This is a genomic window from Streptomyces sp. NPDC058279, from assembly GCF_042881255.1.
Classification (GTDB): Bacteria; Actinomycetota; Actinomycetes; order Streptomycetales; family Streptomycetaceae; genus Streptomyces.
In genome coordinates, this window is record NZ_JBHVYA010000013.1 from 1 (window position 1) to 12,922 (window position 12,922).

The window sequence follows — 12,922 nt, forward strand, 5'->3', positions numbered from 1 at the left end:
AAAACGCTCGGCTGGAGAACCCCAGCCGAGCGCCTGCGTGATCTACTGACGACCGCGTAAGCCATCAGGTGTTGCGAGGACCCCAAGAATCTGCCGAACCGGGCGGGGGCCTTCGGCGTCAGTCCTTGATCTCGCAGATCGTGGCGCCGGAGGTGAGGGAGGCGCCCACCTCGGCCGTGAGGCCGACGATGGTGCCGGAGCGGTGCGCGTTCAGCGGCTGCTCCATCTTCATGGCCTCCAGGACGACGATCAGGTCGCCCTCGTTGACCTGCTGGCCCTCCTCGACCGCGACCTTGACGATCGTGCCCTGCATCGGGGAGGCCAGGGTGTCGCCCGAGGCGGCCGGGCCGGACTTCTTCGCGGCGCGGCGCTTGGGCTTCGCACCGCCCGCGGCGGCCGTACGGGCCAGAGTCATGCCCAGCGAGGACGGCAGCGAGACCTCCAGGCGCTTGCCGCCGACCTCGACGACCACCGTCTCGCGGCCCGGCTCCTCGTCGGAGTCCTCGGCGGCGGGCGCGGTGAAGGCCGGGATCTCGTTGACGAACTCGGTCTCGATCCAGCGGGTGTGGATCGTGAACGGGGTCCCGTCGGTCGGGGCGAACGCCGGGTCGGCGACGACCGCGCGGTGGAACGGGATCGCGGTGGCCATGCCCTCGACCTCGAACTCCGCCAGCGCGCGGGCGGCCCGCTGGAGGGCCTGCTCGCGGGTGGCGCCGGTGACGATCAGCTTGGCGAGCAGCGAGTCCCAGGCGGGACCGATGACGGAACCTGACTCGACACCCGCGTCCAACCGGACACCGGGGCCCGAGGGGGCGGCGAACTTCGTCACCGTGCCCGGGGCCGGCAGGAAGCCGCGGCCCGGGTCCTCGCCGTTGATGCGGAACTCGAAGGAGTGACCGCGCAGCTGCGGGTCGTCGTAACCGAGGGCCTCGCCGTCCGCGATGCGGAACATCTCGCGCACGAGGTCGAGGCCGGTGACCTCCTCGGTGACCGGGTGCTCGACCTGGAGGCGGGTGTTGACCTCCAGGAACGAGATGGTGCCGTCGGTCCCGACGAGGAACTCGACGGTGCCGGCGCCGACGTACCCGGCTTCCTTCAGGATCGCCTTGGAGGCGGCGTACAGCTCGGCGTTCTGCGCCTCGGTCAGGAACGGCGCGGGCGCCTCCTCGACCAGCTTCTGGTGGCGGCGCTGGAGCGAGCAGTCACGGGTGGAGACGACGACCACGTTGCCGTGGGTGTCGGCCAGGCACTGCGTCTCGACGTGGCGCGGCTTGTCGAGGTAGCGCTCGACGAAGCACTCGCCCCGGCCGAACGCGGCGACGGCCTCGCGCACGGCGGAGTCGTACAGCTCGGGGACCTCTTCGAGGGTGCGGGCGACCTTGAGGCCGCGACCGCCGCCACCGAAGGCGGCCTTGATGGCGATGGGCAGGCCGTGCTCCCGCGCGAAGGCCACGACCTCCTCCGCCCCGGACACCGGGTCCGGGGTGCCGGCGACCAGCGGGGCGCCGGCGCGCTGGGCGATGTGCCGGGCGGCGACCTTGTCGCCGAGGTCGCGGATCGCCTGCGGCGGCGGGCCGATCCAGGTCAGGCCCGCGTCGAGAACGGCCTGGGCGAACTCCGCGTTCTCGGACAGGAAGCCGTATCCGGGGTGGATGGCGTCAGCTCCGGAGTCGGCTGCTGCCTGGAGGACCTTCTTCATGTCCAGGTAGCTGGCGGCCGGCGTGTCACCGCCCAACGCGAACGCTTCGTCTGCCGCGCGGACGTGCAGCGCGTCCCGGTCCGGGTCGGCGTAGACGGCTACGCTCGCGATCCCGGCATCCCGGCAGGCACGGGCAACGCGGACAGCGATTTCGCCACGGTTGGCGATGAGCACCTTGCGCACGATGGCTTCCTCCTAGAAACAAGCTGAGTTTAGGGACAGCTGACACGGCCTTTCGACCCCTATCCGCAGGTGAGCTTCCCCACACGGAGCGTGATAGCGAGGCTTGCCCGAGCCCAGAAACCCTTGTGTCGCCCCAGGTCAGGGAGATCCCCGACTGCACAGTAACCCCGTGGCACGGCACAGGTCTCTGTTCACCGGGTCAGCGGCCCCTGCTGAATCTTTGTGGAGTCCCTACGAACGGCCTATGCATTCTTTGCGTGAGAGCCGTCACGCCGGCCCCAGGCCGACCTCTCCGTAACGAAGCTGTCCCCACCCCTTGTCCGGACGTTTACCGGTGAGTAGCCTCCAGGCGTCGAACACGCTTGTGGCTTCTGGGGGATGGGGGGCGTCGGTGCTGCGCAGACTCGTGGCCGGGTCGGCCGCGATCGTGCTCGTCGTGGAAGCGGCGGTGCTCGTGCTCGTGCACGTCGTGCTCGGCAAGACGACGCAGAGCCAGTCCATGTCCATCGCCGGCAGCGATCCGGAGCTGATGGCGAAGGCGACCTACGGCCTCGGCGCGGCGATGGGCGCCTTCCTGCTGTGCTGCGCCGTCCTGCTCGCCGTCATCGGCGTACGGGACCGCGCGCCCGGCCGCTTCGCCCGCGTCGTCCTGGTGGTCTGCGCCGTCACCCACGGGGTGCTCGGCGCGCTCGCCCTCGGGCTGGTGGGCTGGGGCGCCTTCGCCGTCCTGATGGTGATCCTGTGCCTGCTCGTGCTGACCCTGGTGCTCTACCCCGGGCCGCAGGCGGTCCCGGACGCGCCACCGCCGGGCGCCAAGGAGTTCACGCCCACAAATCCGTGATCGACACGCCCAGTTCGCCCAGCAGGGAGCGCAGCAGGGGCAGGGAGATGCCGATCACGTTGCCGTGGTCACCGTCGATCCCGTCGATGAAGGGCGCCGACAGCCCGTCCAGGGTGAAGGCGCCCGCCACGTGCAGCGGCTCGCCGCTGGCCACGTACGCGGCCACCTCCGCGTCCGTCGGCTCGCCGAAGCGGACCGTCGTGGACGCCGTGGCCGACACCTGACGGCCGCTCGCCGTGTCGATCACGCAGTGCCCGGTGCGCAGCACCCCGGCCCGGCCCCGCATGGCCTTCCAGCGGGCCGTGGCCTCCTCGGCGTCGGCCGGCTTGCCCAGCGCCTCGCCGTCGAGCTCCAGTACCGAGTCACAGCCGATCACCAGCGCCCCCGCGGCCTCGTCCAGGGCCGCGACCACGCCGGCCTTCGCCTCGGCCAACGCCAAAGCCAGTTCGGACGGGGTGTCGGCGCTCAGCGCGTCCTCGTCGAAACCGCTGACGATCACGTGCGGGGCGAGCCCGGCCTGGCGCAGCAGGTTCAGCCGGGCGGGCGAAGCGGAGGCGAGGACGACGGAGCGGGGTGCGGCAGCAGTCATAGCGGCCATCGTAGGGGGCCGGCGGGCGCGCGCGGGCGGCTCAGAAGGGGCCGACGCCCAGGACGTACACCACGACGGCCATGGCGACCGCGAGCACCACGATCAGCCGCCGCAGCATCGCTTGCGCGTCGCGCATGTCCTTCGGCGGCTCGTCCTTGGGGTCTGACCAGAGCATGCCCCGATCCTTGCCGCGCGGACGCCGGTGGCGCCTGAGTACGGGTACTCAGGCGCCACCGTCCGTTCACGCCATCTTCGCGACCGCGGGGCCCGGCCGTCGCACTACGCGGGCCAGTACGTACGGCCCCACGCGCGCGGACCCGGTCGCGGCAGCGTCCGCCGCGCCACCCGGGCGGGCGCCGCCCACTCGTCCGGGACCCGGGGCGCGCCCGACGGCGTGGACGCCAACGCCGCCGCGCGCGCTCGGACCACCGCCAGTGCGGCGGCCAACTCCTCCGGGGTCGGGTTCCCCTTGACGACCTTGATCACCACAGGACAGACCTCCGGGGTCTAGAGGGGGATGTTGCCGTGCTTCTTCGGGGGCAGGGATTCCCGCTTCGTCCGCAGTTGACGCAGGCCCTTCACCACGTGTGCCCGGGTCTCCGACGGCATGGTCACGGCGTCGACGTACCCGCGCTCGGCGGCGGTGTAGGGGTTCAGCAGGGTGTCCTCGTACTCGGCGATCAGCCGGGCCCGCGTCTCCTCCCCCTCGCCGGCGGCCTCGGCCTCGGCGATCGTCCGGCGGTGCAGGATGTTCACCGCGCCCTGCGCGCCCATGACGGCGATCTGCGCGGTCGGCCACGCCAGGTTCAGGTCCGCGCCGAGGTGCTTGGAGCCCATGACGTCGTACGCGCCGCCGAAGGCCTTGCGGGTGATGACGGTGATCAGGGGAACGGTGGCCTCGGCGTAGGCGTAGATCAGCTTCGCGCCGCGCCGGATGATCCCGTTGTACTCCTGGTCGGTACCCGGCAGGAAGCCCGGTACGTCGACGAACGTCAGCACCGGGACGTTGAAGGCGTCGCAGGTCCGCACGAAGCGGGCGGCCTTCTCGGAGGCGTTGATGTCCAAGCAGCCGGCGAACTGCATGGGCTGGTTCGCGACGATGCCCACCGGGTGGCCCTCGACGCGGCCGAAGCCGGTGAGGATGTTCGGCGCGAACAGCGACTGCGTCTCCAGGAACTCGCCGTCGTCGAGCACGTGCTCGATGACGGTGTGCATGTCATACGGCTGGTTCGCGCTGTCCGGGATCAGGACGTCCAGCTCGCGGTCGAGGTCGGAGACCTCCGTCTCGGCTTCCTCGGGGAACGCGGGCGGCTCGGAGAGGTTGTTGGACGGCAGGTACGCCAGGAGGGACTTGACGTACTCGATGGCGTCCTTCTCGTCCCCGGCCATGTGGTGGGCGACACCCGAGGTGGAGTTGTGGGTGCGCGCGCCGCCGAGCTCCTCGAAGCCGACGTCCTCACCGGTGACCGTCTTGATGACGTCCGGGCCGGTGATGAACATGTGCGAGGTCTGGTCGACCATCACGGTGAAGTCGGTGATGGCGGGGGAGTACACGGCGCCGCCGGCGCACGGGCCCACGACCAGGCTGATCTGCGGGATCACCCCGGATGCGTGCACGTTGCGGCGGAAGATCTCGCCGTACATGCCCAGCGCGCTGACGCCCTCCTGGATGCGGGCGCCGCCGGAGTCGTTGATGCCGACGACCGGGCAGCCGGTCTTCAGCGCGAAGTCCATCACCTTGATGATCTTCTGGCCGTAGACCTCGCCGAGGGCCCCGCCGAAGACGGTGAAGTCCTGCGAGAACACGGCCACCGGACGGCCGTCGACCGTGCCGTAGCCGGTCACGACGCCGTCGCCGTACGGGCGGGTCCGCTCCAGTCCGAAGTTGGTCGAGCGGTGCCGGGCGAACTCGTCGAGCTCGACGAACGACCCCTCGTCGAGCAGCAGCCCGATCCGCTCGCGCGCCGTCAGCTTCCCTTTGGCGTGCTGCTTCTCCACCGCCCGCGCGGACCCGGCGTGGGTGGCTTCGTCGATCCGGCGCTGCAGATCCGCGATCTTGCCCGCGGTGGTGTGCATGTCGATCGGCTCTGAGGGTTGTGACATCGGGGCGCGGCTCCCTGTGTGGTGTCAACGGCCTGGTCAAATGGTGGACTGCTGCTGGCTACTCGTGCGTAGCGTATCGGCGGGCATGGCGCTCGGCAGTGCGGCGTTTGACACACCTAATCTGGCTTGCTTGGCCTTCCCGCCTTCTCTAAGGGAGGCGGTTCCCACCCTCGCGGGCGGGGCTTCCTGCCTCGCTGCGAGCCGCCTCGTCCGGGAGCCGTCCCGGAGAGGTCTTCCACTCGCTCCACAGGCTGTGGCCGCCGACCCGGCGGCCAAGAGGTTCACTGCTGCGTTCTCGTCCCGGTCGTGGGTCGTCCCGCGGTTTCCGCACGTCCACTCGCGGACGTCCAGCGGCATCGCCGCGGCGAGGGCGCCGCAGGCCGAGCAGAGTTTCGAGCTGGGGAACCACCGGTCGACGGTGATGAGCTCGCGCCCGTACCAGGCCGCCTTGTACTCCAGCATCCTGCGCAGTTCGCCCCATGCCGCAGCGCTGATGGCGCGGGCGAGGCGGTTGTTCTTGAGCATGGTCCGGATGCTCAGGTCCTCGATCACGAGCGATTGGTTGTCGCGCACGAGTCGAGTGCTCAGCTTGTGTGGAAAGTCCCGTCGGCGATCCGCGATGCGAGCGTGGATCCGCGCCACGCGCGTGCGGGCCGAGGCCCGGTTCTCGCTGCCTTTCTCCTTTCGTGCCGGCGCGCGCTGGGCTCGCGCCAGACGCTTCCGGTCCTTTCGTTCGTGCCCTGGGTTGGCGATCTCCTCCCCGGTGGAGAGGGTGACGAGAGCTGTCAGGCCGACGTCGATCCCGACCGACCGCGTGGTCTTGGGCATCGGCGCTGGTCTGTCCTCGCACAGGAGCGACACGAACCAGCGGCCGGCCGAGTCCCGGGACACGGCCGCCGTCGTCGGCTTCGCGCCGCGCGGCAGCGGACGCGACCAGACGACGGGCAGGGGCGCCTTCATCTTGGCGAGCGTGAGCTCACCGTCGCGATAGCGGAAGGCGGAGCGGGTGTACTCGGCGGATTGCCGGGACCTGCGCTTCGATTTGAACCGCGGATACCGCGATCGCTTCGCCCAGAAGGCGACGAATGCGGCCTGGAGGTGGCGCAGGGCCTGCTGGAGCGGCACGCAGGACACTTCCGCCAGGTACGCCAGTTCCTCAGAGCGTATCCACGTGGTGAGCATGGCCGACGACCGGGCGTAGGTCGTCCGCTCTCCGCCGCTCCAGGCCTCGGTGCGGGCGGCGAGCGCCAGGTTGTAGACCTTCCTGACGCAACCGAACGTCCGCAACAGCTCCGCGGCCTGAGTGTCACCGGGGTAGAAACGGAAGCTGAATGCCCTCTTTACCGCACTATTGCCCACAGCCCGGAAGCTAGGGTCAGTCACGATCCGAACGCAATCCCGGGTCAGAGGATCACACGCGGCGACAAGGAATCCGATCATGTCTTCAGACGCCTCACAAGGTGCTTCGGGCCGGTGGTCCAGCCTGGACCGGCCGCCCCTCAATGTCGCGGCCTTGCGGCGGCACCTCGTCGGGGAGGGGTTGTGGAGTTCGCTGGAGGTGGTCGCCTCCACCGGGTCCACCAACACCGATCTCGCCGCGCGGGCCGGGGAGCTGCCCGAGGGGGCGGTGCTCGTCGCCGAGGAGCAGAGCGCCGGCCGGGGCCGGCTGGACCGGAGCTGGGTGGCGCCCGCCCGGTCCGGATTGTTCTTCTCGGTGCTGCTCAAGCCCGGGCCGGGCGTGCCCGAGGAGCGGTGGGGGTGGCTGACGCTGCTCGCCGGGGTGGCCACCGCGACCGGGTTGTCCCGGGCCGCGGGTGTGGACACCGCCCTCAAGTGGCCCAACGACCTGCTGGTCACCGTCGACGGCGAGGAGCGCAAGACGGGCGGCATCCTCGCGGAGCGGGTGGGTGGGGGGGTGGTCGTCGGGATCGGGCTGAACGTCACGCTCACCGAGGACGAGCTGCCGGTGGACACCGCGGGCTCGCTCTCCCTGGCCAGGGCCACCGTCACCGACCGGGAGCCGCTGCTGAAGGCCGTGCTGCGCTCCCTGGAGCAGTGGTACGAGGCGTGGCGCGCGGCCGGCGGCGACCCGGCGGCCAGCGGCCTCCAGGAGACGTACGCGGCGGGCTGCGCGACGCTGGGCCGGCACGTCCGGGCGGAGCTGCCCGGCGGCCGAACCATCACCGGGACGGCCGAAGCGGTCGACGCGGACGGGCGGCTCGTGATCCGGACCGCGGACGACGAGCGGCTGGCCGTGGGGGCCGGGGACGTGGTCCACCTGAGGTCCGTCCGGTAGCGGTCGGGCGGACCGGTCCGGGCGGCGGAGTGGGGAGTGAGCTACGGCACACCTGCCGTATGGTTTTGCTGGCAGCCCGCAGCGGTAGCCGGCGGAGATCCGGGCCCTTGCGGTGATCGACCGGTTCGGAAGTCGGAATTGCGTACGGAATGGACAGGAGGCGGCCCTTGACCGTCGACGACCCTACGTCCGGCGCGTCCGGGTCCGGCTCCGGCGCGGGCGGGGCCCAGTCCGGCTCGCACAGCACCCCGATCGGGCGGGACCAGCACACCCCGCACCACGAGGTGGATCACACCGTCCAACCGACGGCCGACCCGCTCGCCATCCGCCTGGAGCAGCTGATCCTGGGCGCCGAGCGCCGGTACACCCCCTTCCAGGCGGCCCGTAGCGCCGGGGTCTCGATGGAGCTCGCCTCCCGTTTCTGGCGGGCGATGGGCTTCGCGGACATCGGCCAGGCCAAGGCCCTGACGGAGGCGGACGTACTGGCGCTGCGCCGGCTCGCCGGCCTGGTGGAGGCGGGGTTGCTGAGCGAGCCGATGGCGGTGCAGGTCGCGCGGTCCACGGGGCAGACGACCGCCCGGCTGGCGGAGTGGCAGATCGACTCCTTCCTGGAGGGGCTCACCGAGCCGCCGGAGCCGGGCATGACCCGTACCGAGGTGACGTACCCGCTGGTCGAGCTGCTGCTGCCGGAGCTGGAGGAGTTCCTCGTCTACGTGTGGCGGCGCCAGCTGGCGGCGGCGACCGGGCGCGTGGTGCAGGTCGCCGACGACGAGGAGATGGTCGACCGGCGGCTCGCGGTGGGCTTCGCGGACCTGGTGGGCTTCACCCGGCTGACCCGGCGGCTGGAGGAGGAGGAGCTCGGCGAGCTGGTCGAGGCGTTCGAGACGACGTCGGCGGACCTGATCGCCGCGCACGGCGGGCGGCTGATCAAGACGCTGGGCGACGAGGTGCTGTACGCGGCGGACGACGCGGCGACGGCGGCGGAGATCGCGTTGCGGCTGATCGAGACGATGGAGGCGGACCCGCAGATGCCGGAGCTGCGGGTCGGGATCGCGTTCGGGACGGTGACGACCCGGATGGGCGATGTCTTCGGGACCACGGTGAACCTGGCGAGCCGGCTGACCTCCATAGCGCCCAAGGACGCGGTGCTGGTGGACGGGGCGATGGCCGAGGAACTCGGTCGGACGGGGGCCGCGCCGGTCTCGGAGAAGGAGTCGGAGTCGGAGGAGGGCGGCGGTGCGTACCGGTTCGCGCTCCAGCCGATGTGGCAGCGGCCGGTGCGCGGGCTCGGGGTCGTGGAGCCCTGGTCGCTGACGCGGCGGACGCCTAGGATCCCCGGGTAACGTTCGTTAACCGGGAGGGCTGTCCAGTGACGTCGAAGAGCGTGGTGCCGGAGGGCGGGGCGCCGCAGGCCGTCGGGCCGGAGGCCGTGGAGTCGGAGTTCCTGGCCGTGCGGCGGCACGAGGACGGGGTCGTCGAGCTGGTCATGGACCGGCCCAAGGCGATGAACGCGGTGTCGACGGGGATGGCCCGGGCGCTCGGGGACGCGTGCGCGCGGCTGGCGGCGGACGCCTCGGTACGGGTGGTCGTGCTCTCCTCGGCGGTGGAGCGGGCGTTCTGCGTGGGCGCCGACCTCAAGGAGCGCAACGCGATGTCGGACGCCGAGCTGGTACGGCAGCGCCCGACGACGCGCGGTGCCTACGGGGGCGTGCTGGAGCTGCCGATGCCGACGATCGCGGCGGTGCACGGCTTCGCGCTCGGCGGCGGCTTCGAGCTGGCCCTGGCGTGTGACGTGATCGTGGCCGACGAGACGGCGGTGGTCGGCCTGCCGGAGGTGTCGGTCGGGGTGATCCCGGGCGGCGGCGGTACGCAGTTGCTGCCCCGTCGGGTCGGCGCGGCCCGCGCGGCGGAGCTGATCTTCACGGCCCGCCGGGTGGAGGCGCCGGAGGCGCTGGAGCTGGGTCTGGTGGACTCGGTGGTCGGGGCGGGGTCGGACCGGGCGGAGGCCCTGGCGCTGGCGGCCCGGATGGCGGCGAACTCGCCGGTCGGGCTGCGCGCGGCGAAGCGGGCGCTGCGGCTGGGCCACGGGATGGACCTGGCGGCCGGGCTGGAGATCGAGGACGCGGCGTGGCGGACGGTGGCGTTCTCCGGCGACCGCGCCGAGGGCGTGGCGGCGTTCAACGAGAAGCGCAAGCCGCAGTGGCCCGGGGTGTAGCCGGTTCCTTCCGGATCTTGATCGGCGGCGAAAAGCGCGGCGATTGTCACCAGATCGGGGTAAAAGTCCCTAACCTGTTGTGATGGGAGTTGACGGACGGCTTCGGGCCGTCGTGGGCCTCGCGCAGGCCATGGCGGCGGCGTGCGCGCCCCGGGACAGCGTGCGGGCGGCCGCGCGCGGCGCCCGGCTGGCGCTGGACGGGTCGTTCGCCGCCATCTCCGCCTGGGAGCGTGAGCGCGGCCGGCTGCGGGTCCTCGTGAACGAGGGCGAGCGGCGGGCGGGGGAGGAGGAGTTCCCCGAGGACGAGTCGTACCCCGTCCACGAATTCCCCGAGATCACCGAGTTCCTGCACGAGCGCTGGGTGGGCGGCGGCGGGCCGCACGCCTGGGTCCAGGGCGCGGGCGGCGGCCGGCCGGGCCGGCGCGGCGAGGCGCTGCGCCGGCGTGGGCGGGGCACCTGTGTGGTCGCCCCGATCGTGCTCAGCGGCCGGGCCTGGGGCGAGCTGTACGTCGCCCGGGACGAGGGGCTGCCCGACTTCGACGACGACGACGCGGAGTTCGCGACGGTCCTGGCGGCCGTCGTGGCCGCCGGGCTGGCGCAGAACGAGCGCCTCGAAGAGGCCCGGCGCCTGGCGTTCACCGACCCGCTGACCGGCCTGGCCAATCGGCGGGCCGTGGACATGCGGCTCGACGAGGCTTTGGAGGAGCACCGGCGCAGCGGGGCCGTGGTGAGCCTCGTGGTGTGCGACCTGAACGGGCTCAAGCGGGTCAACGACACCCTCGGGCACGCGATGGGCGACCGGCTGCTGGAGCGGTTCGGGTCGGTGCTGAGCCTGTGCGGGGCCATACTGCCCGGCGCGCTCGTGGCCAGGCTCGGCGGCGACGAGTTCTGTCTGGTCAGTGTGGGCCCGTCGGCGGACGAGGTGGTGCGGGTGACCGAGGAGGTGTGCCTGCGCGCGGCCGAGCTGGAGCTGGGCGAGGGCGTGGCCTGCGGGGTCGCCTCCACCGGGGACCCGATCGGCGCCGTGAAGTCCTCCCGGCGGCTGTTCCGGCTGGCCGACGCGGCCCAGTACAAGGCGAAGGCCGCCCGTTCGCGGGGGCCCGTGGTGGCCGGGCGGGACAGCGCCGTGGTGCGGCTGGCCGACGCGGCGCAGGCGGGTCGGGGCGAGCGGCGCCGGTTCCGCGGCAGGGCGTAGCCGGCGTGTCTGGGGGTGGGCGTCGCAGGCTGTAACGACTGCTCCACCAAGTCGCTAGTGACATGAAGAGATTCAGTCCGTAGGCTGCTGAATATGGATATGCACACTGTCGTGGTGGGAACGTCCGGGACCACCGCCGAGGACGTCATCGCCGTCGCCCGCGGCAACGCGCGGGTCGAGCTGTCCGGCGAGGCGCTGGACGCCCTGGCCCGCGCCCGCGAGATCGTCGACGCGCTCGCCGCCAAGCCCGAGCCGGTCTACGGGGTGTCCACCGGGTTCGGCGCCCTCGCCTCCCGGCACATCAGCCCCGAGCTGCGCGCCCAGCTCCAGCGCAACATCGTCCGCTCGCACGCCGCGGGCATGGGACCGCGCGTCGAGCGCGAGGCCGTGCGCGCCCTGATGTTCCTCCGGCTCAAGACCGTGGCCTCCGGGTTCACCGGCGTGCGGCCCTCCGTCGCCCAGACGATGGCCGACGTGCTGAACGCCGGCATCACGCCGGTCGTGCACGAGTACGGCTCCCTCGGCTGCTCCGGAGACCTCGCCCCCCTCTCGCACTGCGCCCTCGCCCTGATGGGCGAAGGCGACGCCGAGGGCCCCGACGGGGTCGTGCGTCCCGCCGGCGAGCTGCTCGCCGAAGCCGGGATCGAGCCCGTCGAGCTGCGCGAGAAGGAGGGCCTGGCCCTCCTCAACGGCACCGACGGCATGCTCGGAATGCTGATCATGGCCCTCGCCGACCTCGGCAAGCTGTACACCTCCGCCGACATCACGGCCGCGCTGACCCTGGAGGCGCTGCTCGGCACCGAGAAGGTCCTCGCGCCCGAGCTGCACGCCATCCGCCCGCACCCCGGCCAGGGCGCCTCCGCCGCCAACATGGCCGCCGTCCTGGAGGGCTCCGGCCTCGTCCGGCACTTCCAGGAGGAGACCGCCCCGCGCGTCCAGGACGCCTACTCGGTGCGCTGCGCCCCGCAGGTCGCCGGCGCGGGCCGCGACACCATGGCGCACGCCGCCCTGGTGGCCTCGCGCGAGCTGGCCTCGGCCGTCGACAACCCCGTGGTGCTCCCGGACGGGCGGGTCGAGTCCAACGGCAACTTCCACGGCGCGCCCGTCGCGTACGTACTGGACTTCCTGGCCATCGCCGCCGCCGACCTGGGCTCCATCGCCGAGCGCCGCACCGACCGGCTGCTCGACAAGAACCGCTCGCACGGCCTGCCGCCGTTCCTGGCGGACGACGCCGGCGTGGACTCCGGTCTGATGATCGCCCAGTACACGCAGGCCGCGCTGGTCAGCGAGATGAAGCGGCTCGCGGTCCCCGCCTCCGCCGACTCGATCCCCTCCTCCGCCATGCAGGAGGACCACGTCTCCATGGGCTGGTCGGCCGCGCGCAAGCTCCGTACCGCGATCGACAACCTGACCCGGATCGTCGCGATCGAGCTGTACGCGGCCACCCGCGCCATCGAACTGCGCCACGGGCTCACCCCCGCCCCGGCCAGCCGGGCCGCCATCGCGGCGGTGCGGGAGGCGGGTGTGGAGGGTCCCGGGCCGGATCGTTTCCTCGCGCCCGACCTGGCCGCCGCCGACGCGTTCGTGCGCTCCGGCGGGCTCGTCGCCGCCGTGGAGGCGGTCACCGGTCCGCTCGCCTGAGCCCGAGCCCGAGCCGGCCTCGGGCCTGATGTGACATGAGAAGGGCCGCGCCCCGGGGAACCCCCCGGGCGGCGCGCGCGGGGGGGGGGGCGGGCCGGCGGCTCGCCGGCCGGCTCCCCCGCGCCGGGCGCCGCGTAGGCGCGCGGCTCGCCTGCTGCCA

At 72.3% G+C, this 12,922-nt stretch carries 12 protein-coding genes; 6 read left to right on the plus strand and 6 right to left on the minus strand.

What is annotated here, in order from left to right; all coding sequences use genetic code 11:
- Positions 1-118 precede the first annotated feature (118 nt).
- Complete coding sequence (locus tag ACFVXJ_RS22795) at positions 119-1,882, minus strand: acetyl/propionyl/methylcrotonyl-CoA carboxylase subunit alpha (RefSeq protein WP_389664148.1); 1,764 nt, start codon at positions 1,880-1,882, stop codon at positions 119-121.
- 391 nt (positions 1,883-2,273) lie between these two features.
- On the opposite strand from ACFVXJ_RS22795, the gene ACFVXJ_RS22800 reads away from it, so the two are divergent.
- On the plus strand, positions 2,274-2,723 hold the full coding sequence (locus ACFVXJ_RS22800; RefSeq protein ID WP_389664150.1) for a hypothetical protein: 450 nt from the start codon (positions 2,274-2,276) through the stop codon (positions 2,721-2,723).
- On the opposite strand, the gene ACFVXJ_RS22805 is transcribed toward ACFVXJ_RS22800, so the two are convergent.
- From ACFVXJ_RS22805 to ACFVXJ_RS22825, 5 genes are all read right to left on the minus strand, one after another.
- The gene (locus ACFVXJ_RS22805) at positions 2,704-3,312 is read right to left on the minus strand and encodes a Maf family protein (RefSeq protein WP_389664152.1); all 609 of its coding nucleotides are present in this window, start codon (positions 3,310-3,312) and stop codon (positions 2,704-2,706) included. The genes ACFVXJ_RS22800 and ACFVXJ_RS22805 overlap by 20 nt on opposite strands.
- A gap of 40 nt (positions 3,313-3,352) precedes the next feature.
- Entirely contained in the window at positions 3,353-3,487 is a 135-nt protein-coding gene (gene mmpB / locus ACFVXJ_RS22810; RefSeq protein WP_389664154.1) for a morphogenic membrane protein MmpB, read from the minus strand.
- Positions 3,488-3,591: 104 nt separating this feature from the next.
- Complete coding sequence (locus ACFVXJ_RS22815) at positions 3,592-3,798, minus strand: acyl-CoA carboxylase epsilon subunit (protein ID WP_389664385.1); 207 nt, start codon at positions 3,796-3,798, stop codon at positions 3,592-3,594.
- Positions 3,799-3,819: 21 nt separating this feature from the next.
- Positions 3,820-5,415, minus strand: coding sequence for an acyl-CoA carboxylase subunit beta (locus ACFVXJ_RS22820; protein ID WP_389664155.1), 1,596 nt, complete (start codon positions 5,413-5,415; stop codon positions 3,820-3,822).
- A 36-nt stretch (positions 5,416-5,451) separates the two neighbouring features.
- Positions 5,452-6,774, minus strand: a complete 1,323-nt coding sequence (locus tag ACFVXJ_RS22825; RefSeq protein ID WP_389664157.1) for an RNA-guided endonuclease InsQ/TnpB family protein — start codon at positions 6,772-6,774, stop codon at positions 5,452-5,454.
- Positions 6,775-6,853: 79 nt separating this feature from the next.
- Between ACFVXJ_RS22825 and ACFVXJ_RS22830 the strand changes: the two genes are divergently transcribed.
- The 5 genes from ACFVXJ_RS22830 (at position 6,854) to hutH (ending at position 12,762) form a co-directional block, all read left to right on the plus strand.
- Positions 6,854-7,711: a biotin--[acetyl-CoA-carboxylase] ligase gene (locus tag ACFVXJ_RS22830; protein ID WP_389664159.1), complete on the plus strand. Its 858-nt coding sequence runs from the start codon at positions 6,854-6,856 to the stop codon at positions 7,709-7,711.
- Between the two features lie 167 nt (positions 7,712-7,878).
- A complete protein-coding gene (locus ACFVXJ_RS22835; RefSeq protein ID WP_389664161.1) occupies positions 7,879-9,054 on the plus strand; it encodes an adenylate/guanylate cyclase domain-containing protein in 1,176 nt (391 codons plus the stop codon).
- A gap of 86 nt (positions 9,055-9,140) precedes the next feature.
- Positions 9,141-9,926 carry an enoyl-CoA hydratase/isomerase family protein gene (locus tag ACFVXJ_RS22840; RefSeq protein ID WP_389664386.1) on the plus strand — a complete coding sequence of 262 codons (786 nt, stop codon included), beginning with the start codon at positions 9,141-9,143 and terminating at the stop codon, positions 9,924-9,926.
- Between the two features lie 82 nt (positions 9,927-10,008).
- Positions 10,009-11,121: a diguanylate cyclase domain-containing protein gene (locus tag ACFVXJ_RS22845; RefSeq protein WP_389664162.1), complete on the plus strand. Its 1,113-nt coding sequence runs from the start codon at positions 10,009-10,011 to the stop codon at positions 11,119-11,121.
- 99 nt (positions 11,122-11,220) lie between these two features.
- Positions 11,221-12,762, plus strand: coding sequence for a histidine ammonia-lyase (gene hutH / locus ACFVXJ_RS22850; RefSeq protein ID WP_389664388.1), 1,542 nt, complete (start codon positions 11,221-11,223; stop codon positions 12,760-12,762).
- Positions 12,763-12,922: the final 160 nt, after the last annotated feature.

Excerpts from the sequence above, each read along its gene's own strand:
- ACFVXJ_RS22805 (WP_389664152.1), bottom strand. The coding sequence starts at position 3,312 with ATGACTGCTGCCGCACCCCGCTCCGTCGTCCTCGCCTCCGCTTCGCCC.
- mmpB (WP_389664154.1), bottom strand. The coding sequence starts at position 3,487 with ATGCTCTGGTCAGACCCCAAGGACGAGCCGCCGAAGGACATGCGCGAC.
- ACFVXJ_RS22820 (WP_389664155.1), bottom strand. The coding sequence starts at position 5,415 with ATGTCACAACCCTCAGAGCCGATCGACATGCACACCACCGCGGGCAAG.
- ACFVXJ_RS22830 (WP_389664159.1), top strand. The coding sequence starts at position 6,854 with ATGTCTTCAGACGCCTCACAAGGTGCTTCGGGCCGGTGGTCCAGCCTG.
- ACFVXJ_RS22845 (WP_389664162.1), top strand. The coding sequence starts at position 10,009 with ATGGGAGTTGACGGACGGCTTCGGGCCGTCGTGGGCCTCGCGCAGGCC.
- hutH (WP_389664388.1), top strand. The coding sequence starts at position 11,221 with ATGCACACTGTCGTGGTGGGAACGTCCGGGACCACCGCCGAGGACGTC.